The 20,919-nt window shown below is 42.1% G+C and carries 14 protein-coding genes; 3 read left to right on the top strand and 11 right to left on the bottom strand.

From position 1 onward, the window contains the following. Positions 1-59 precede the first annotated feature (59 nt). The 8 genes from C900_RS02040 to C900_RS02000 all read right to left on the bottom strand — a co-directional run bounded on the left by C900_RS02040 (position 60) and on the right by C900_RS02000 (position 10,863). Positions 60-725, bottom strand: a complete 666-nt coding sequence (locus C900_RS02040) for a hypothetical protein (RefSeq protein ID WP_009577886.1) — start codon at positions 723-725, stop codon at positions 60-62. Positions 726-727: 2 nt separating this feature from the next. Further along, positions 728-1,747: an adenylate/guanylate cyclase domain-containing protein gene (locus C900_RS02035; protein ID WP_009577885.1), complete on the bottom strand. Its 1,020-nt coding sequence runs from the start codon at positions 1,745-1,747 to the stop codon at positions 728-730. Beyond that, positions 1,744-2,238: a Pycsar system effector family protein gene (locus tag C900_RS31005; protein ID WP_040495282.1), complete on the bottom strand. Its 495-nt coding sequence runs from the start codon at positions 2,236-2,238 to the stop codon at positions 1,744-1,746. The genes C900_RS02035 and C900_RS31005 overlap by 4 nt, the downstream gene beginning before the upstream one ends. Before the next feature lie 95 nt (positions 2,239-2,333). After that, a complete protein-coding gene (locus tag C900_RS02025; RefSeq protein ID WP_009577884.1) occupies positions 2,334-2,750 on the bottom strand; it encodes a hypothetical protein in 417 nt (138 codons plus the stop codon). 303 nt (positions 2,751-3,053) lie between these two features. Continuing rightward, positions 3,054-6,659: a BPTD_3080 family restriction endonuclease gene (locus C900_RS02015; RefSeq protein WP_009577883.1), complete on the bottom strand. Its 3,606-nt coding sequence runs from the start codon at positions 6,657-6,659 to the stop codon at positions 3,054-3,056. Further along, entirely contained in the window at positions 6,656-7,510 is an 855-nt protein-coding gene (gene dinD, locus C900_RS02010; RefSeq protein ID WP_009577882.1) for a DNA damage-inducible protein D, read from the bottom strand. Before dinD ends, C900_RS02015 begins: the two co-directional genes overlap by 4 nt. Beyond that, positions 7,507-9,975: a site-specific DNA-methyltransferase gene (locus C900_RS02005; RefSeq protein ID WP_009577881.1), complete on the bottom strand. Its 2,469-nt coding sequence runs from the start codon at positions 9,973-9,975 to the stop codon at positions 7,507-7,509. Before C900_RS02005 ends, dinD begins: the two co-directional genes overlap by 4 nt. A gap of 48 nt (positions 9,976-10,023) precedes the next feature. After that, complete coding sequence (locus C900_RS02000; RefSeq protein ID WP_009577880.1) at positions 10,024-10,863, bottom strand: DUF3825 domain-containing protein; 840 nt, start codon at positions 10,861-10,863, stop codon at positions 10,024-10,026. An 82-nt stretch (positions 10,864-10,945) separates the two neighbouring features. On the opposite strand from C900_RS02000, the gene C900_RS01995 reads away from it, so the two are divergent. The 3 genes from C900_RS01995 (at position 10,946) to C900_RS01985 (ending at position 15,884) form a co-directional block, all read left to right on the top strand. Further along, on the top strand, positions 10,946-11,938 hold the full coding sequence (locus tag C900_RS01995) for a helix-turn-helix transcriptional regulator (protein ID WP_009577879.1): 993 nt from the start codon (positions 10,946-10,948) through the stop codon (positions 11,936-11,938). Between the two features lie 170 nt (positions 11,939-12,108). Then, the gene (locus C900_RS01990; protein ID WP_157493855.1) at positions 12,109-12,465 is read left to right on the top strand and encodes a sensor histidine kinase; all 357 of its coding nucleotides are present in this window, start codon (positions 12,109-12,111) and stop codon (positions 12,463-12,465) included. A 146-nt stretch (positions 12,466-12,611) separates the two neighbouring features. After that, complete coding sequence (locus C900_RS01985; protein WP_009577877.1) at positions 12,612-15,884, top strand: two-component regulator propeller domain-containing protein; 3,273 nt, start codon at positions 12,612-12,614, stop codon at positions 15,882-15,884. A gap of 20 nt (positions 15,885-15,904) precedes the next feature. Here C900_RS01985 and C900_RS01980 read toward each other — a convergent pair whose 3' ends face one another. The 3 genes from C900_RS01980 to C900_RS01970 all read right to left on the bottom strand — a co-directional run bounded on the left by C900_RS01980 (position 15,905) and on the right by C900_RS01970 (position 20,902). Beyond that, positions 15,905-17,605 carry a sodium:solute symporter family protein gene (locus C900_RS01980; RefSeq protein WP_009577876.1) on the bottom strand — a complete coding sequence of 567 codons (1,701 nt, stop codon included), beginning with the start codon at positions 17,603-17,605 and terminating at the stop codon, positions 15,905-15,907. 141 nt (positions 17,606-17,746) lie between these two features. Continuing rightward, positions 17,747-20,254 carry a PIG-L family deacetylase gene (locus tag C900_RS01975; protein WP_083867412.1) on the bottom strand — a complete coding sequence of 836 codons (2,508 nt, stop codon included), beginning with the start codon at positions 20,252-20,254 and terminating at the stop codon, positions 17,747-17,749. Positions 20,255-20,422: 168 nt separating this feature from the next. Beyond that, entirely contained in the window at positions 20,423-20,902 is a 480-nt protein-coding gene (locus tag C900_RS01970) for a thiol-disulfide oxidoreductase DCC family protein (RefSeq protein ID WP_009577873.1), read from the bottom strand. Positions 20,903-20,919 lie beyond the last annotated feature (17 nt).

Raw genomic sequence — 20,919 nt, 5'->3', positions numbered from 1 at the left:
TGGCAGTTGGCAGAAGCAGTTGGCAGCATTGAAGCGCCACAACAATCATCTTGATTAATTTATTTTTCGCCGATTTCAGCAGCAATTTTCCTGAATTCATTTAAATCTGTTTTCAATCGTTCCTGAGGGAGATCCCTGAGAAATTCCACACTTGACAAATGACACTTTTTGATTTTAGGCTTCCCACAAAGGCATTTTTTATTTCGATCAGGAATCAGGCCTTGTAATATTGCCTCTAACATCAAAATTGCTGTACCAGCATCATGAATATCTAAGTGTTCAGAGTAAAATTGTCGAACCCCTTCGAAGTAATGTTTAAATTCTTCCCCTGCGTACTTACCTTTCTTTATCCGGTAAAGCTGGTTGGCAAAGTAAGGATATACAAGAGAACGTATAAAGTCTCTAATATTTATTCCCCTTACTGCAAGAAATAGCATTTTGTGATCTATGTCAATGCAGCAAATACCTTCTTTGCTAATATGCCAATTTACATCTCTTTTTATACGTCTACTAACCTCTTTAACCACTGGTACACAATACGGATAGGATTGCGGGACAGTAATATGAACATCAAAACTGCCCCAGTAATCTCCTACTTCATCGCAAATATCAAGTTGCCCATTTATGTGCCAACTTTCATGTTTTAAGTTCCAGTTAGCTCTTAACTTAGGAAACAGTTCTGTGGCTATCTTAAAGTCTTTCTTAAAATCTTTACCACGTCTCATCGTTATTTAGAATAAGGTTTACTTTGCTTTGCAATGGGAATGAGTCTGTCAATCGATTGGTGAGAGTAAACTATTTGCTTTTTTCGTTTAAGCCCTAGATTGCCGTCTAAATCAGTAAAAATGAATTCCTGCTGTTTTAGGAATTTTAACCAATCAAAATCATATTGAGTATAATTAAAACCGTCATCGATATTTCTGAAAATATAACGATCATTTTCATTACGTGTCCTGTGGCAAACAGGCTTAAACAGGTCCTGAAAATCTGCATTGATCTGCGCTTTAACGTGGTCCCCGACCACGATCCCGTTACTTTCCGCGGACGATTGCATTTTACTGGCAAGGCTTGTATGAAGACTGCAGGTAGTTACTTCACTTATTTCCCCTAAACCGGCCTTTGACCAAACAACATCATCATCAAAACCAAGGTCTATTCCAATCCGTGTATAGATGTTATCGATTCCTTGTTCGCTAAAAAGATTCTTAAGATCATGTTTTACAAAATAGCTAAATACACTAGTGGCTTGCAAGGCATGTAAAACTGCTGTTGCCATGTTAATTTGCTTACCTCCAAAATAAACAAAAAGCCCATCCCCTTGTAAACGGTGTATGTAACCTTTAAAAATAAGGCATGTATGTATTGCTGCTCTTTGAATTGTATTGGTAATTATCAAAACTGTTTCCGGATCATATTTCCTAAAAAGATGTGTAGAGCCTTTAATGTCGATAAAAACAGAGGCAATGTAATGATTCTCTGTCTGGTCCGACTGCTTCAAATGAGCAAAGTCTGGATGCAAGCCCAACCGCTGATTGAAATCAGGCTGTAATCCAACCTCTTTAGAGAAATCATCCAGTGAAGGCAACAGATTTGTTTCGGGTACCTTATTTATGAAATCCCTGTATGAAAATCCCTTTTCAATTTTTCCGTCAAAATTACTTAAGTCTTCTGTAACTGGAAATCCGGATTTACGATCGGCTGACATGGCCAACTTGATCGTATCAAGATAGTCTTTGTAAATATTCATTGTATTTTAAAGTTTATGATTACAAAAATGATTAGAGGAATAAACAAGATGAACTGGAGGCTAAAAAGCCGTCCAACAATCTTTAGTTTCTGAAATTTACGGGTGAGACCAGTTGATAATTCACGAACCTGATCCCTCAAGTCATCCAGTTCTACTTCCGGCATATAGCAAGTCGACTGTTCATCAAATGACTTCTTTGTCATGGATGAAATGGATGCGAAATAAAACATTGAAGTTCCCTTATTACTGAGGTGTGGCGTTGATGCGGATATAATGGTTAATAAGTTGACTAGGCTAAGAAGAATGAGTAGACCCATTGAGACATGAATCCATGATGTGCATTCTACATTCTGTAGCAAATAAGGATATGACGCAATCAAACCACCTAGTATGAAAGTGCCAAGACCTAAAAAGACAGCGCATTTATTATTGATGCTGTCATAGTAATGGTCAAAACGGTTAATACAAAACTGTAGTCTTTCTTTCTCCATCTCTGAATATTTTCTTCAAAGATGTATCCTGCGAATGCAGCCTTTTTGCATTCATTAAATATTTCAAAAAAAATGTCAGTGAATTTGAGGTTGACTCAAAATACCTTATGAAGTACTACTTCCCAAACTCTTTTGCTAAGTTTTAGGCCGTGTTCAACCTCTTTAATGTTGGCTAATATAAAATCTCCCTTTTTAAGGGGATTCCTCTTTAGGTAAGTTTCCTTAGCATATACCTTGAATTGTCGACAATTATTTCTTCTGTCAGGTTTTTCTCGAACTGTGAGTTCTGCATAATCATTCTTAAGCAAGGGGCCAGCCAGCGCAACTTGAATGTGGTTCTTCAGGTCTATTTTGAACTTTGATTTAAAACTGGTACGATGAGTCAAATCCATAACCTGTCCGGATATAATTTCCATTCCATCCAGGTCATTCAATTCATTAACAAATATCTTTTTTGTCCTCCTCAACAGAACCGAGCCTAGAATTTCATAAATATTTTTCTGGAATATCATATCCTCGATCTTCAGAGAACTCCATTATGATTGTATATATTTCATCATGGGATCTCCGTTCCAGATCCTGCATCAGTTCAAGCCGTTTTCTAATATTTCGTTCGTTGCAGCGGTGTTTTGGCCAAGGATCACCTAAATCATCAAAATAAACTTTACTGCCGCAGTTGCAAGAAAAAAAATACACGTCACACTTGCAATCTGGACATTTTGTGTTAAATGCCTTAGTTATGCAGCTTAAATCATGGGTAGGAATTGGCATCTGTTGTACGTTAAGTTAGCTGAACAAATTGCTACTATCCAAGTCTAGGCTGCCAATCCTAAAAACTTGGTGAGCACCTTCCTTACTAGGTACTTGCAATCCTGAGCCTGCTCTTTCGATAACATATCAACATGGGCGGATTTGTTTCTGAATTTCTTGATCAACTCCTCAACGTCATTCAGGAAATCTGCTTGAGTTATTCCCCTATCAAAATTCTCTTCCAGATAAGCATAGAAATCTTTGGACAGAGTGCTTCTACTTCTGGATTGCTCTTCCCCCGTTTTTTTCAGGATGTGATGCATATTTCCTAATGTGTAGGAATTTTCATTTCTACTTAATCGTTGAGCAAAGAATTTTGTATCGTTATTGTTAAAATCATAAGCGTACGTGGCACTGATGTTCGGATTCTCTGTTCGAATGAAATTTGTGAACGGTATGAAAACCTTATGCAGTAACTCGCTCTCGACAGCCCGCGATACCTGCATAATAAAGGGAGAATAATCTTCACCCGTATGTATGACAATAGAATCGCTTAGATACTCCGCCTGTATCAGGTAATCCAGACTTTGCTTTTCCAGATGCTTTGCCTCTTTGATGTAGTTTCTGACCCTGCTATCATAAACTTTTTTGTCGCTGGGAGCAAAAGTATCGAGCAACGAATAGGTACGATTTTGAAACGCTTCTTCGTCTTCAAGTGCCTCATCAGTAGCTGCTGAGGCCTCTCTGATCACTTTAAAAATTTCACTGAAATTCTGGGATAGAAGCTCTTTATAAACCTTCTGAACCATTTTCTCCACACTTCCCTCCTTCTTAAGATCATCCGCGGACAAGCCATAAAAAGTTGCAAAATTGAAACTGTTTTCGATCAGCTCTTTTTCCTTCTTCGGCTCATCTATAGGCAGAAAATACTCGGCAGGGAATTCCTTGTACTTGTTAAGGATGTCATGAATTTCCGATGAGTTAAACACTACCGCCCAATGCCATTTTCCGAACTTTCCGTTTTGATTGACAGCAAGTACCCACAAGTTTAAAAACTCCCTTTTCGCCCGGTTTTCATCACTGTCCTGTCCTTTTACCTCCAGGATCAAATAATCTCCATTGTTGAGTTGAATTAAATAGTCGGGGAAGTAGTTCTTGACCACTCCCTTGTAATTATATTTGATGGTAAACCCCAGGTGGTCATTCTTCACGAATGCTTTAACAGCTTCATGTTTATTGATGATGCTCGCATTATTGGCTTCCCAGGTACTGTCAAAAACAGTGTGGTTAATGTGCGACTTTTCATGCCAGGCGTTAGGCTTGGAGGTGTACCATGTTGGCATATCGCCGGTAGACCGGATGGGCTTCTCTTTATCGAACACCGGCGAAAAGACTGACGCATTTTGGGCCTTAATGGCTACCATAAAATGCTGAATGATCCGGGCGATATTCAGGGTAATAAGTATTTTTTTCCTGACTGGATCCTGACTAAAGAGTTCGGTTTTGATTTGGATCTTGTCTGACTGAATAAACTCCTCTGTGAGCTTTAGAAGCTGAGCTAGGAAATCATACTCATTTCCTTTCCAGTTGTGTTTCTCGATCCCAAAAACCCGGGTTGCAACCTTGAATATGACGGATTGCAACCGGTAGTTCTCCGCTATCCTTTTTATATCTACATCACTCAAAGCCGCTGGGGTAACATCATTGTCAATCACGCCCCCCAACTCAGCCTCGGTAATCGTATTAGATGGATCAATTTCTATAGGTTTGACCTCTTCGTAATCCAGTTTTAGCCTTGACTGATAAATGGTATCTACCCGGAGTATATTTGGAAACTCTATCCGGAAGTCCCTCTTTGCATCTGTGGGTTCAATAATATGCTTTGGTTTCGCTGGACGGGGAGTAGACACCCCACCTTCATGAGGTATGAATGAAAAAGGAACTCCGAAAATATTGACATATTCCGGTGATAGCATTTTGTCGTCATCAAAATCATAGCTTACCCGCCTTAATCCCCTGCCAACTACCTGCTCACAAAGCAATTGACTCGAAAACGCCCGTAAACCCATGATCTGAGTCACATTTTTGGCATCCCAACCCTCTGAAAGCATCCCAACGGAAATGACATTTTGAATTTGCTCTCCCGGTTCCCCCAACTTCCCTACCGTGTCAACTTTCCTCCTTAATGCTTCGGCTAATTCAGCTTTTGATCCTGTCAGACTTTCGTCTTCATTTTCAATAGCACCCAATACCTTGCTGTCAATCTGCAAAGTCTTTTCTGGATCACATATCTCAGGAACATTACAAGACCCGGAATCGAAATGGTACTTGATCCGGTCAGCGGTTACAGTGGTATTGGCTATTGTGATCATGACCGGCGGAATATTGATCCCATCCTTGATCCATTCCTGTTTTGTCTTCAGCCAGTCAGTAGCCAAGAGATCATAAGCATTGTTAACCAATTCTGGCAATGGCGATTCTTTTGGAATTTGTTTCTGGTTGATGTCCACCTTGACATCCGGGTCATTGTACAAATGGTACAGCCTTGGTTTAAAATCAGAAGCCACTTTTCCATCACTTCTGATCACCACTCTTGGGGTTTTGACTAATCCTGATTCTATGGCGTCATTCAATCCAAAATCGCTCACAATCCACTCAAACAAGCCAGCTTCGCTTGATTTCTTTCCGGTTGGGGCAAAAGGAGTTGCGGAAAGGTCATGACACCTTAAAATCGGCACTTTATTGTTGAGCTTATCCAGGCCACCCACCCACACCGTATTATCAATTTCATCTTTGGTTTTCCCCTTTTCCTTACTCTCGGCCGCTGAACGCCAGGCATGGTGCGCCTCATCATTGATGACCAGGATGTTCTTTGAGTTGGACATTTCCCCAAGCACCTTTTTGGCATAAGCAGTATCGCTCAGTTCCATGTGCTTTCTTTTGTCCACACTTCTTAGCTGACCCTTTTTAGCTTTTTCATCCAACTTGTCCTGCGTATCCCAGGCTAACATGTGCCAGTTAATGACCTTAACCTTCCCCTCCCGCAACTTCTCCATCAAAGTGGACGGCACGATCTGGAATTCCTGGTAATAATTATGTTCATCGGAAGGGTTAAGCACTGACAAACGGCTTTTAACCGTCAATCCGGGAGCCACGATCAGGATGTTCTTAGAAAAGCGGTTGTCCTTCCGGTAGGTCACCTTATTCAGAATGTTGTAGGCAATCAACATGGCCATCACAATGGTCTTACCGGACCCGGTGGCCATCTTGCTACACCATCGCTCGAAAGATCCACCATCGCCCGGAATAGTAAATCCACTTGTGTAATGAGCAGGAGCTTCATTAAGAAAAATGATGGTTTCAATAGCTTCCATCTGGCAGAAGAAGAACGGGTTTGTCCGTTTATCAGGATCATTCCAATGTTCTAAAAGCTCCTTAGAAATTCCAGTTAGTCCGGGCCGGCCTTTTTCCTGCCATTCTTTCAGCCGTGTACGTATAGTATTGGCCAGCTTTAAAGGAACAAAACCTGATTTATTGCCTGAAGCAATGGTGTATCCGGCAGGTCGCCTGCCGTCAATAATGCCAAACTCCTGGGTTTCTTCGTCCTGCTGCCAATGTTTACCGGGCTCACGATAAGGAGAGCAGATGATTAACTGGTCGATCTGCTTCATCTTTTTTTCTTTTTAGCCCTTTGCTTACTTTCCTTCAGCACTTTCTTTTCGTCACTGGTCAGTCTTCGTTCTACTTTTTTCACATCTTCTGCAGGGGGAAGGTTTTCCGGCTTCACGCCACGTTCAATCAACATCCTCCGCACAGCGAGGTTATTGTCAATGTGTTCTTTGGAGATGGAGCGGTCACCTTTCAGGTCTTTCTCAACAACGTTGTGACTGGTAAGTTCGGTGGCAAAGTCTTTGGCCTTGATTGTCAGTGTGGGAAGGAAGTCTGCCAATGGCCGGTTGGCTGGCACCATCAACTTCGTTTTCATAAATTGTGTGGTTTTCCCACCAAACAGCGCCTGGTCGCCCTTTGACCGGATAATGGCGAAACTTTGGTCATTCACACCACGTTCGAAAATGATCCCTGATAATTTCTTCTCTGTTTTGGATAACTTGTTTCGGGCAATGACCCGCTCCACTTCCAATAAGCGCTGCTCGATCAGCTCCTGTTTTCGGGTTTGCACTGCAAAGTACGTTTGTGCAAAAGCTACCGGTGTTTTGGTGGGGTCACCGTTCTGGGCCACCAGATAACAGGCATAGCGGCTCAGGGCAATATCTTCTATTTTACGTTCTGCACCTTTGGGCAATTGGATCATTTTGTTGACGCCAACAAAATGATCAGACAGCTTTTCTCCGGCATTTTTGCAGGCTTCTTTGGCCTTGTCCAGTACTTTGGTAAAGTTGCGCCATTCTGAATATGCCAGCACTTCTTGCAGTTCCCTGGCACTCCAGCATTCCAGACCTTCATAGACGTAACAGGCCGCTTCAAATTGCTCGAATAATGCGCTGATCTGTTCCTTTTTCATCTCTTGATTACTTTTAAACTTTCAATACCCCGATCATCGATGATCTTCACCGCTATTTGTTTACCCGGTTTAAATGGCAGTGAAACCGTACCGCGATAGGCTTCTATTTTCTCTTCATCGATCTCGGCTTTCAATGTCTTGGCCAGTTTGGTCCATCCTTCTTTTGCTCCGGCCATAGGGAAAAATACCTGTCGAGGAAAAATGCTGCGTCCGTCATAGTCTGTATCCAGCATCCACATGGCAATGTTTTTTTGCCCACCGCTATTCACCTCTCCGGTTTTGGGATTGTAGTAATCGAAACCGGCGACCTCAACGGTCACCTTCTCACCCTCTACGGCATTGATCCTGACATCTGGTTGTCCAATCAGCCAGAAGCTTTGGTTGGTATTGCGGTTCTTTTTCAGGTCCTCCGTTTGCAGGTCCATGTTCATTTGCGCCTTGAGTAGCTTGAAGCCAATGAGGTTTTCGGGTGTCTCGTCTATGTCTTTGGCCGCCTCTTCGTCAAACTGAAAGGCACAGAAAAGGAGAATATCCGGCTTCAGATATTTGGCCTCATCTAACGCCAATTCTACCAACCTGGCGTCCATCGGAGAATGCTCCGGCCCAAATACCACAAGGACATTTTTGGGGTTTTCCTCTCGGGTTTCGGCAAGTGCCTGGATGTACTTCGTTCCTTGTTGAGCCTCTATCCGGCTAAACTCCATCATAGCGCCACCTTTGGCACGAACGCCTGTTCGGAGTAGTTCATCCCGCCATTGATCCTGGCGAAGAGTTTCACCGGATTTAGCTACAGAGTTGTCCGCTTCGCCTTGTTCATCAATAGCCTCTTCCAGGTTCTTGACAAAGGGGGCCGGGATGGATTCTACTGTGAAAGGGCCGGTTACCCTTGTGATGGAATTATCGACTTTAGGCTGATCGTAGAGGGTCTCTTCCCCTGGTGGTTCATTGTTAGCGATGCTTTTCAGAGTGATGTGAGGTACAGTTTTGTATTCAAATGCCCCGCTTAAGCCTTCTGTGGGTCGAGCCAACTTGAAGTAATCAAAATTAGCAGTCAAAAGTCTTTGTTTCGTCAGGGTAATGGCGATGCGGGAAGTATCACAGGTAATCCATCTTCGGCCCCATTCTTCTGCCATCATAGCTGTAGTGCCACTGCCACAGGTGATGTCCACAACCAGATCACCTGGATCGGTGGTCATCAGGAGGCAACGCTCAATTACTTTTTTGGTAGTTTGAACAACGTACACCTTTTCGCCTGTAAATCCAGCAACTCCGGTATCACTCCAGAAGTTATTAATAGGATAAACAGGGAAATCATCATAAAGCCGTAAATACCGCAAAGTATTACCAACTTTAAATACTCGACCTTCATCAATTAGTCTTTTCATCCCCTCCACCGTTGTCTTCCAATGCAGGCCGCTGGGTGGATAGTGTTCAATCCCATTGAACACTACAGCCTGATTAGTAGAAGAAGCGCCTTGGGACGTCAGATCAGCTGACGTCCCAAGGCGCTTCGCGCCGAATTTTTTAACTTGAAAATTTGCCACTGGCAAATTTTCAAGTTCCTTATACGCAGTCGCACCTTGACTACCTAAAGTTTTCTCTAAGAAAAGCTGCTTATATTTGATAGTATCTTTTTTCTTACCATACCAAATGATATAATCCCCTGATCTACTTAGGGTAACTGACTTAAACCCCGTCGTTGTAACGTAGCTAATCATACTTACAAAGTTCTCACTTCCAAAAACCTCATCCATGATCTCCCGTACATGGTGCACATTTTCATCTGAAATTTGGACAAAGATACTTCCTCTCTCATGGAGCAGTTCTTTAGCTAAAAGAAGCCGATCTCGTAAATAGCTCAAATAAGAATGAATTCCCAACTCCCAGGTGTCTCGAAAAGCCTTAATCATCTCCGGCTCTTGCGTCAGGTCCTCATCTTTCCCGTCCCTCACGTCCCTCTTATTCACAAAAGGCTGAAAGTTAGAGCCGTATCTGATCCCATATGGAGGATCGAAATAGACCATTTGTACTTTGCCAGCCATGCCTTCTTTTTCAATCAGGGAGTTCATCACTAGCAATGAATCACCAGAGATCAATCGGTTGGTCCAGCCTTCTTTATGCTTGTAGAATTCAATGGCTTCTCGAAGAGGTTTTTTGGACTGCTCAAAAAGAGATAGCTGCGAATCCTCTTCTTCGTCTTTTTTTACGGCCTCTATGATCGTCTTCGGGTCTATCCGTTCGTGTACATGTAAACTTACTGTAGGCACTTCAAAAGAGGTCCGTTCAGCCTTACCGGCCCATTGAAGTTGAGGGTCAAGGTGCGGATCGTACTGGTAGATTTTCTTCTCTACTTTTCCGTAGGTTTCCGTAGCTTCATTTACCATCCCGATATGGGGGTTGTTGGCCCGCTCTTTATCGGAATGTTGGTATTGTGCGATAGATTTTGGTGAAGATTTTTTTGCCATGCGCCGAAATTACAATAATTAGAATAATTTTTAGTTCCTTAAAATTATTTATGGATTTAGCCATTCATCGGCTGGTTTAGTAATTAGTCGGGCATCCAAATAGGCCATATCCATAGTGAGAATCGTTTTACCTCGATAAATTTTTCTTTTGTCATCTCTTTCAACAACTAATGCCAAGTCAGCAACACCTTCATCATTGGTGAGGACCAAAGGCAACAAAAGCTGAATTTTACCCTCAAACCAATGAGGAATAGCTACTTTATAGTTTCTCTTCACCATTCCATGAAGAGATTGTATTGCTCCGTTAATTACATTCTCTGCCATTTTAATATTCCCTTGTAATACTGTAGGCAATCGTTCCTCATTCTTCTTTAAAAAATGATCAAGATTTGGTTCAATTTGATAATCAAGATTGAATACCAAATCATTAGGGTCTAAAATATATTCCGCTATATCCGGTAATGGGTGAAAGGGAGCCAGTTTATCGGAATAGGAATCAACAAACGCGAAAAGTGTCCAATCAGGCTGTTCTCTTTCTCGAGCTTGAGTATTTTTAAAGAAAGTTGCATAGATGTCCTTTCCTCTTGGTGTCTGTAATCCTGTGTTAATACATGCTTTATCTCCATCTGCCGAGTAGGCAATTTTTTTCTCATCTTGAAGTCTTAAAAAAGTATAGTTAAGGTAATTTATTAGTATTGGAACTTCTCCTTTGTTCTGCTCATTTTGAAATTCCTTATTCTGAAACTTCCATTTGTCTTTTTTTGCCATTTTAGCTAATTTAATAAATGGAGTTTCCCAATTATCTCCCACACTTCCTTGATATGGGAAATGCGCAAAAATTTCTTTTGATGGTTGATCTTTATAGCGTTTCAGGAGCGATTTGTACATGTCAATGCTATTTTAGTTAATAAGATCAAAATTCTATCTCCAAAATGCAACCTTTCTGCATCAAATAAACTATTTTCAAAGTATGGCTGGAAAAAACCAATCTACTCGAATAAAAGTTATAGACAAATGCCTACGGTCCGGCAGGAAGTATACTTATGAAGAATTGGCTGAGGCATGTAGGCTTCAAGCCGGAATTGAAAGCGTTTCAGAAAGAACTATAAATGAAGATATTCGTGTAATGCGAAACGGAGAAACAGGACTTCTGAAAGCTTTAATCCAAAAGGAGAACAGCTATTTCTTTTATGTAGAAAAGGGCTTTTCCGTTTTTCAAAGTCCCATAAAAGATCAAGAAACCTATATCTTGATGAATGCCCTTGACATACTGAATCAGTTTCCTGAATTCAAGCAAAGTGTAAAATTAAAAGAGGTAGTTGACAAGGTTAAAAACCTGTTAGGAATTAGCGAAAATATTAGAAATGATATTATCCAATTTGAAAGGGTTGACTATCCTGCTGCCTCTCAATGGATAAATCGTTTGTACCCACACCTCCAGCAAAAACAACCTCTCTATTTAAAGTATCAACCATTTAATGCGCCAGAACCTTTTGACCTTAAAATTGTACCCCTTCTTTTAAAAGAATATAACAGTCGTTGGTTTTTAATTGCTTATGACCTTGACAAATCAGAGGTGCAGAATTATCCTTTAGATAGAATAATAGATATTGAGGAATATTACCTCGATATTTCCGACATTTCAATAAGCTTTGATCAAAAGAACCATTTCAAACAGATGGTGGGTGTTAGTGTAAGTAGTGAAGGTCCGAAAGTTATTAAGTTTCAGGTCTCAGATAAAAGAAAGAAATATATTGAAACAAAAAAAATTCATTCCTCCCAAGAGTTAGTAGATGCAAAAAACAATACTTATCAACTATATGTTCACATCAATCTAGAGCTAATAGCAAGACTTTTAAGCTTTGGTGAAGACTTGAAAGTGATATCTCCACCTGAACTTATAATGGAATTAAGCGATAAGATTAGCAAGATGCATGAGAATTATTTGAGAAGATCAAATTAATGACACACAATTTTGGACACGCTGCTACGGTGAAGCTGACTTGCCCCTTTACCACACCAGTTGACATTTAAAAATTCACCATATAACTTACTACCTTGATTCACGGTTGATACCTACATCCCAAATCGAAGAATATCAATATTACGCTCACAGCCGAAGTTGATAATGTCGTGATCGAAACAGATCGTGTACTCCTGATGGAAATGGTGTCCAACCTTGTATCCAACAGCATAAAATTCTCTCCTGCCAACCAAGCCGTATCATTGGGGATACAAAAATCTGCAGATAAGCACCTGAAAATTGTGGTCTCTGACCATGGGCCTGGTATCAGCAAAGAAGACCAAAAAGTGATGTACAACAAATACCAGCGAGCATCAGCCACACCTACAGCAGGAGAAAAATCAACCGGACTGGGATTAGCCATAGTCAAGCGATATGCCGAGGCATTGGGGTACACCCTCCACTGCGAAAGCGCACCCGGTGAGGGAACCACTTTTATAATAGAAATACCTGATGACCGAAATTAAGCCCACAGCCTTCACTCTCGTTGTATGGGTGAATGTAAGGTCTGAAAAACATTTATATTCTTCCAAACTTAGCGTTTTGATGCATAGGATAATATCGAATAATCTATTATATTAATATAGCTCAAAGCGTACCTTATCTGGCTTTAATGAAATTTTTACAGATACAACTGATATTTTTTGTCGCAATTCTTATAGCAGGTATCGCCAATGACATTTTCGGTCAACCAAAACGGCTGGTAATTCCGGGTGGTGATACGCAACAATATTATGTAGAACGATGGACGACAGATGACGGACTACCGGCAAATACCTTGCTGAGAATCCATAAATCAGAAAAAGGGTATATATGGCTGTCATCATTTGACGGAGTTATCAAGTTCGATGGAATACAATTTACCAACTACACTCGCGCTAATGACAATATTCCCTCTAACGCCATCTCACAAATTGAGGAAGACTCCAATAACAAACTATGGATATCTACCTATGGTGACGGCATAATGTCTTATCAAAACGGAGAATTTATCTCCGAAAATGACGAGAACATGAAAAACCAATCCATCCAAACCATGGTTATTGATAATGATCGCATTTGGATAGGTACGCGGGGTAATGGCCTTTACTACCACACTGGCAAAGAAATCAACAAATTTAAGCACCACCCTGCCATTGAAAATATAACCATAAGCGCTATCAGCATTGTTGCGGACGGCACCATTTGGATAGGCACAGAAGGAAATGGGCTTGTAAGCTATCACAATGAACAATTTCAAATATTCACCACTAAAGACGGGCTGCCGGGAAATAAGATATTCAGTATTCATATAGACCAAAATGGTAAGCTGTGGGTGGGCACCGATCTTGGCCTCTGCTGGTTTAATGGCAAAAACTTCGAACCGGTGGCCGGCATTGACCCCTGCCTCATAAACACCATATTTGAAGACAAGAAAGGCAACCTGTGGCTTGCGACCGACTGCGGATTGTACCGAAAAACTCGGGATGCCAACAAATGGGCTCAGCTAGCGCTTGCTGATGTAATACCCAGCGATTTCTTTACTGATGTATTGGTAGACGATAATGAGAATATATGGGTCACTACCTATCATGCCGGGCTGGCGCACATCAAAAAGAGTAAATTTACCAATTACACGGTCAGAGATGGACTGGCAACAAAAGCCATTAGCAGCATAGCCGCCTACGGAGACAATCGATTTTTAGTCGGTACAAATAACGGTACAATCAATCTCATCGAGCATGACCGTGTAGGAGAGTTTAAGCTCAACACACCACTACCGGATACCAGGATCAGAAGTATACTAAGGGATTCGAAGGGTAATATATGGATAGGCACCTCAGTAGGTATGCTGCTGAAGAAACGGTCGGGCTCTGAAAAATGGTATACCACTGAAAATGGGCTTCCCGATGCCGAAGTCAGGCTTTTCTTTGAAGACTCTAACCACAATATTTGGTTCGGCACCAGAGCTGGCGGACTTGTTAAAGTTATAGGTGAGAATAAGTTTGAGATCTACGACAAAAGTAATCTTCTCAACTCCGATTTTATAATGTCAATCCAGGAAGACCGGTATGGCAACCTGTTGGTCGGCACCAATGAAAGCGGCCTTAACATCATTAAACGCGATGGTACTGTAAAGTATATCACCAAAGAAGATGGGCTTGCCAGTAATTTGATCTTCAACACTTACACTGATCAGGATGGCGTTACCTGGGTGGTCACCAACGGAGGCATCTGCAGGATGGTGGACGGCAAGTTCTTTAATATCACCGCTGCCCATGGCCTGGCCACCGATGCACCGTTTGACTTTCTGGAAGATGCATACGGTGATGTGTGGCTGCCCACCAGTAAAGGTGTGGTAAAGGCAGGAAAAAAGGAGTTAAACGACTTTGCCGATGGCACAATTGATAATATTAACTTCAGGTTGTTTGATAAGCAAGATGGCCTTGAAGTGGCAGAATGCACCGGTGCGGCAAAATCTGTAATAGCTGGAGATGGAAGTATCTGGGTACCTGCGCTAAATGGTGTTTTCATGATCAGCCCCCAGGAAATAGGCTATAACGAAATTCCACCTCCCGTTTTTATTACCAGCCTGACAGCAGACGGCAGGAAAATGCATGTAAAAAATGATACGTTAAGACTGGATGCCAATGTGAATCGTATTATTATCGACTATGAAGCGCTAAATTATATATCCCCTGCCAAGGTACGGTACAAGTTTATGCTGTCTAATTTTGACAAGACCTGGATAAAGGCCGGACACGAGAGATCTGCTCAATACACAAACCTACAACATGGTACTTATACCTTCAAAGTTACGGCCACTAATGAGGATGGTATATGGAATGAAAATCCGGCATCAGTTACCATTATTGTCTCTCCGCATTTTTATGAAACACCACTGTTTTACCTGGTCACCGCCATTGTTACTACACTACTTATACTTGCTGCCTTCCGACTGAGTGTCCACCGTGTAAACAGACGAAATAAGACACTGACCTCCCTGGTAGAAGAACAAACCTCTGAATTGATGGAGATCAACAGGGTGCTTGAAGAGCAAAAGGAGGAATTACTGCTACAGCACGACCTGTTGGCTCAAAAGAACCTGGAGCTGGAAAAGGCACACACAGAGATCACCAGTGTTAATGAAAAGCTTACCAAGGTCAATTCTCAACTGGAGGACAAGGTAGAAGAGCGCACGAAAGACCTCAGGTCCACACTTGATAAGTTAAGATCATCGAATGAAGAGCTGGATACATTTATTTACAGGGCATCGCATGACTTAAAAGGCCCTACCGCCAGCCTGCTGGGACTAACCATGCTTGGGAAGGCCATTTCGAATGATCATCGTTATCTAGAGTTTTTTGATCGCATAGAAGACACCGCTTACAATATGAATGGTATACTGGCGAAGTTGCTCTCCATGCATGTTATCCTGAAGACCACCGTTAGCTATGTCCCAATTAATATGGAGTTGCTCCTTTCAGATGTCAAATCATCACTCAATACATCAAAGGTCAGGTTTACACTACAGAGTGAGTTTGACACTTCACCGACCTTTTACTCTGATATCACATTATTGACCATTATCCTGAAAAATCTGTTGGAAAACTCACTGATCTTTCGAAACCCCTCAAAAGAACTGGTAATTAGGGTAGGTGTTGAAAAAAGAGAAAGTATGATCTACCTCTCTGTAGAAGACAATGGTGAGGGCATTGAAGATAGTATCAAAGATAAAATATTTGACCTGTTCTACAGAGGCTCACAGAAATCGAAAGGAAACGGTCTGGGATTGTACCTGGTAAAAAAATCTGTTGAGAAGCTGAATGGAAAAGCCGAAATAAGCAGCGAACCGGGAAAATACACAAAAATCAACATCATATTTCCGGCAAAAGATATTAGCTGATTGGGCAGAAGGACCTCCTTTTAATTTTCAGGCTGCTGCCTATGCCCAATTATTAGCTGAAGCAGAATTGACACTACGATTACCAATATACACCCAATAGCATTGTACCATAAGTAGCTGATCTCAAATGTATAAAAGCTAAAAATCACAAAGAGTTGTGCTGCCACAGCGGCCATGAACACCGCATTGCCCTTAACAAATTTTACAAAAAAGGCTACAAGAAAAATGCCTAGTATAGTTCCATAGAAAATTGAACCTAGAATATTCACTGCTTCTATCAGGTTTTCCACCAGGCGTGCAAACAGAGCAAAGCTTATGGCAATAACACCCCAAAAGGCGGTAAGCAGCTTCGATGCCACAAGATAATGCTTATCTGAAGCATCTTTTTTAAATATCCGCTTGTAAAAATCCACGGAAGTAGTGGAGCCTAGCGCATTGAGCTCTCCTGATGTTGACGACATCGCAGCAGAAAATATCACTGCCAATAACAATCCAATAATACCTTTAGGCAAATAATTCATAATAAAAGTGAGGAACACATAATCCGAATCCTTCGTCTCTACTTCCGGGTCATTTTTTATAAGCAGCGATTTTAACTCAGCTCGTATTGATTGTGCCCGGGCATCACTTTCGCGCACCTTTTCTGTTACAGCCTCAATGTCGCGTTCCCCGCCTTGTTCCATTGCGGTAACCAGGTCCCTGAGTTGTGCTTTCTTGGTTTCGAAAGTCTCAGTGTATTCTTTTTCCAACTGCTGAGCTTCGCTTTTATATGCGCTGGCATACAACTGCTCCATCTCTGCCTGCTTAAAATAAACGGGCGGCTGAACAAACTGATAGAACACAAACACCATAACTCCCACAAAAAGAATAAAGAATTGCATTGGCACTTTCAAAATAGCATTGAAGATCAATCCTAACCTGCTTTCAGCTACTGATGTACCCGTAAGGTACCGCTGCACCTGGCTCTGATCTGTACCAAAATAAGACAACGCCAGGAACAGCCCACCGGTAAGTCCCGTCCATATGGTATACCTTTTCTCAGGATCCAGGGAAAAGTCTATCGCTTCCAGTTTACCCATTTTACCAGCCACGTGTATGGCTTGGTTAAAGGACAGGAAGTCCGGCAAATAGTCAACGATCATATAAAAGGCGATGAACATCCCTCCCATGATCACAGCCATCTGGTATTTTTGTGTAATGCTAACCGCCTTTGTCCCACCCGACACAGTATAGATCACAACCAATATACCGGTGAGCAAGATCGTAAGGGTAAGATCCCACTTCAGCATTGTGGAGAGGATGATGGCCGGTGCATAGATGGTGATACCGGCTGCCAGACCGCGCTGTACCAGAAAAAGGAACGCTCCCAGTAGTCTTGTTTTAAAATCAAACCGTTTCTCAAGAAACTCATAGGCAGTATACACCTTAAGCTTATAGTAAATGGGTATAAAAACAGCCGAAATAATAACAATGGCAATAGGTAGACCGAAATAATTCTGTACAAAGGCCATTCCAGATTCATAAGCCTGCCCCGGTGTGGACAGGAAGGTAATTGCACTGGCTTGCGTTGCCATCACGGACAGCCCTATTGTGCCCCATTTCATGGAGTTATGGCCCAGAAGATAGTCGTTGATATTTTTACTGCCCCGACTCTTCCATACTCCGTAAACAACAATAAAAATCAGTGTACCCAGCAGTACGATCCAGTCGATTGCGCTCATGAATAATGTCGTGTAAAAAGGTAGAAGAGAATAATTAAAAAAGCCAGATTGCCTATAACAAGGACGTACCAGCCCCTCCAACTGTTAAAGACAGGTGGCTTTTCCTCACGGGGCTTTTTTAAAGAACTATTCTTCATAGGTTCATTTGGATTTTCCGGTAGTGTTTTTCGACTCGGTATTACTTCCTAATGACACCAGGTTAACGAAAAGCCGGTAAGCGCCCGGTACTCCGGCAGGCAACTCCCTAAACCACGAATACCCGGTATAAACATAGTAACCCCTTCCATATTTTGCTACCAACAACCCTCCGTCCTTTGGTGTTTCACCGTCATCATTGCTGGAAAGCAGTGCATCATATTTCTCGTCCCATTCGCCGGGAAAATACAGGCCACGCTCCTGTACCCAGCCCTCAAAATCCTCTTTGGTTATCTTATTAGGAATATTAAGAGCAGGATGGTCAGGCTTGAGTATTCTTACTTCTGCCGTTTCATCTGCTACCCTGTCGCGGGAAAGCTTCATAGGGTAAGGTGCAAAATCTTCGGTTTGCAACCTGAAATTTGTATTGTACTGTACAATTAGTGTACCGCCCTCTTCAACGTACTTTAATAGATCATCCATATAGAAAGGTATCCTTTCATTAGTATTTAAAGCACGCACACCCAGTATCACCGCATCCAGTCCTTTTAAGTTTTCAAGGATTACCTCATCTTCCGCCATTTCTCTTACCTGATAGCCAATTTCACGTAGTGCTCTGGGTATGGCATCACCGGCACCCTGAATATATCCAACTACCTCACCCCTTTTTTTAATGTCTATCTTCACTATCTGCGATTCCGCTTCGGGCATGAAAAGCTGGGTTGGAATATGATCATATTCTATATTGACAAACCCCTTGCTGTAACTTTTCCCCTCTATCTCAACAACGGCCTTTATGTTGGCCACGCTTTGCTTTTTGGGTGGAGTGAGCTGAAATCTAAAACTTTTCTCCTGCCCTTTCATCTGAAGATCAAAGGCATATTCCGAAGGTGATATTTTCCAACCATCAGGAATTTGCAAAGACAGCTTACCTGAAATACCGGATTTTCCGGCTTTCAACATCACATCCACAGCCTTGGCTTCGTCATTTGAAAATATATAAACCGGTTCGGAGATATTGGCAAAAACAGGAGGGGTGAATATAAAAGGTTTATATTGCTCTCCATCAACAGGATCATTCCATTTGTAAACTACGGGAACAGTGTAGTCAATTTGCTGCCCACCGATGTTTAATGTAAAATTGACAGGTATTGCCGGCCTATTTTCTGGTTGACCTATTAAACCTCTGTCATCTACCTGGTACATCCCGAGGGTCCCCGGTTTTTCAAGCCAATAAGGTTGTGAATAAGCTCTGTCCTCTGGTATCTGTAGTGTAGTTTTAAAAGTAACCACTTCGTTATTAGTCAGGTTCAACTGCATCACTGTATCGGCCAGGGCATTGTATTTTACACGCTGCAGTTGGACAGGAAATGCTGAGCGGTTAATGGTCTCTACCATGAGTTGAACCTGGTCTCCGGGTGTAACGGAAAAGTCACCGGCAACGACTTCCAGGTAGAGTCCTAACACATCTTTTATCAACTGATTGACCTCAGTCTCTTTGGTCTGTTTCCAATATTGATCATTGAGTTTAAGTATCTCCGTTCTTGCAGTAAGTAGGTAGGGCATAATGGCAGCAGGGTTTTCGGGATTATATTGAGCAATAGCCTTTTCCAGCACTGCTCCAATTTTTTCCCCTCCCTTTACGCGTTTCCAACTGGTTTCGATACCCTCAAAAATATCTTTTTCAACCGCATCGCCCGCCATTAGCTCCAAAAACTCAAGTTGCTCACCTCTTGTACCTGTAGACCCAAAGCCCTGGCTTTTATGCTGGCTTCGGCTCAATGCAGCAATCTCTGGGTAAGACTTGCCCAGCAACGGATTATAACCTCCTACATCTATGGCAACGACACCTTCTGTATCTGCATTAATATCAGGGTTCCACCACCTTCCGGTATTGATATACACGCGTTTAGGCTGCCATGGCTCTATAAACTCAAGGTGTTCAGGATACTGCGACTTGTCGGCTGCCACTTCATAGGCTTCCTTTGCCATGATAGCAGAAGTAGTATGATGACCGTGTCCTGCTCTTTCATCAGGGGGGAAACGGGTAATGACGACATCAGGACGAAAATTGCGATAGACCCAGACAACATCTGCCAGCACTTTTTCCCTATCCCATATTTCCTGTGTCTCCTCTGCCGATTTTGAATAACCAAAGTCGTTAGCCCGGGAAAAGAATTGCTTACCACCATCGATCCTTCTGGCTGCCAAAAGTTCCTGTGTACGTATTATCCCAAGAGCCTCACGAATTTCCGGGCCCACCAGATTCTGACCACCGTCCCCTCGTGTCAATGACAGATAAGCTGTGTTAGCCAACCTGTCGTTTGAAAGCCAGGTGATAAGCCTGGTATTTTCGTCATCGGGATGAGCGGCCACGTATAGGGCTGTTCCCAGAAAGTTCAGCTTCTTCAACTTCAATAGGATCTCTGCTGAATTGGGCTTCTCAGGCTTCTGTGCAAAAGAAAAAATAGCACAAGACCATGTGAAGAGCAACAATAAGTATATTTTTCTCATAACAACCGGATTGCAAATACTAACGCTAACGATTGCAAAGATTAAAGGTTTAATCAACAATTCAAGAAAAAGACTGAAAATTACAGGAATGGCGGAGGGCGGAGGGCGTGGCGCTGAGCGTCCTTTGAACGGTTTGAACTGTAAACTGTAAACTGTGAACGGTGAGCATTAAAAAAATAATAAAACAACAGGAATAAGTATAATGACCAGGTATATGAGCCAGTAGGGTTTTCTGTTTAGCGGATCATTTCCCCACATCATTCTTGTGAGGGTAAGCATCAGTGGCCTGTGGGTGGAAACAAAATGATATGCATGGTCGCTAACGAATCTGAACACCTTTGATCTGTCATACCAGTCATGTGCAAAACGTATAGGGTTTTTGAAGTAAAAGAAAGCTCTATATGCCGAATCCGGTCCGCTATATACCTGACCACCGCCATCTATAAGCCTAACCGCCTCAGCAAAAGCTTGCCTGGAAATGTTGGAATAGTAACCTGCTGCCTCCTGGTAAGTCTGGTATTCAAGCTCATCCCCGGTTTTGCTTTTCAAAACACAGATCCAATACCGGCAAAAGTTACAGTCTCCGTCCCACACCATCATTGGTTTTCCATTAGGGGGAATGGTGGTTTTATCAATTTTCCGAAACATTCAATTACTTTTGTATG

The organism is Fulvivirga imtechensis AK7 (genome assembly GCF_000331535.1).
GTDB classification, from domain to species: domain Bacteria; phylum Bacteroidota; class Bacteroidia; order Cytophagales; family Cyclobacteriaceae; genus Fulvivirga; species Fulvivirga imtechensis.
Note: the sequence above shows the minus strand (reverse complement) of the source record. Positions and strands in the feature narration are given on the sequence as shown.

Bases quoted from the DNA above. Each gene is read 5' to 3' on its own strand.
- C900_RS02000 (WP_009577880.1), bottom strand. From the start codon at position 10,863: ATGTACAAATCGCTCCTGAAACGCTATAAAGATCAACCATCAAAAGAA.
- C900_RS01970 (WP_009577873.1), bottom strand. From the start codon at position 20,902: ATGTTTCGGAAAATTGATAAAACCACCATTCCCCCTAATGGAAAACCA.
- dinD (WP_009577882.1), bottom strand. From the start codon at position 7,510: ATGAAAAAGGAACAGATCAGCGCATTATTCGAGCAATTTGAAGCGGCC.
- C900_RS02005 (WP_009577881.1), bottom strand. From the start codon at position 9,975: ATGGCAAAAAAATCTTCACCAAAATCTATCGCACAATACCAACATTCC.
- C900_RS31005 (WP_040495282.1), bottom strand. From the start codon at position 2,238: ATGGAGAAAGAAAGACTACAGTTTTGTATTAACCGTTTTGACCATTAC.
- C900_RS02040 (WP_009577886.1), bottom strand. From the start codon at position 725: ATGAGACGTGGTAAAGATTTTAAGAAAGACTTTAAGATAGCCACAGAA.
- C900_RS02035 (WP_009577885.1), bottom strand. From the start codon at position 1,747: ATGAATATTTACAAAGACTATCTTGATACGATCAAGTTGGCCATGTCA.
- C900_RS02015 (WP_009577883.1), bottom strand. From the start codon at position 6,659: ATGAAGCAGATCGACCAGTTAATCATCTGCTCTCCTTATCGTGAGCCC.
- C900_RS01980 (WP_009577876.1), bottom strand. From the start codon at position 17,605: ATGAGCGCAATCGACTGGATCGTACTGCTGGGTACACTGATTTTTATT.
- C900_RS01975 (WP_083867412.1), bottom strand. From the start codon at position 20,254: ATGAGAAAAATATACTTATTGTTGCTCTTCACATGGTCTTGTGCTATT.
- C900_RS01995 (WP_009577879.1), top strand. From the start codon at position 10,946: ATGGCTGGAAAAAACCAATCTACTCGAATAAAAGTTATAGACAAATGC.
- C900_RS02025 (WP_009577884.1), bottom strand. From the start codon at position 2,750: ATGATATTCCAGAAAAATATTTATGAAATTCTAGGCTCGGTTCTGTTG.
- C900_RS01985 (WP_009577877.1), top strand. From the start codon at position 12,612: ATGAAATTTTTACAGATACAACTGATATTTTTTGTCGCAATTCTTATA.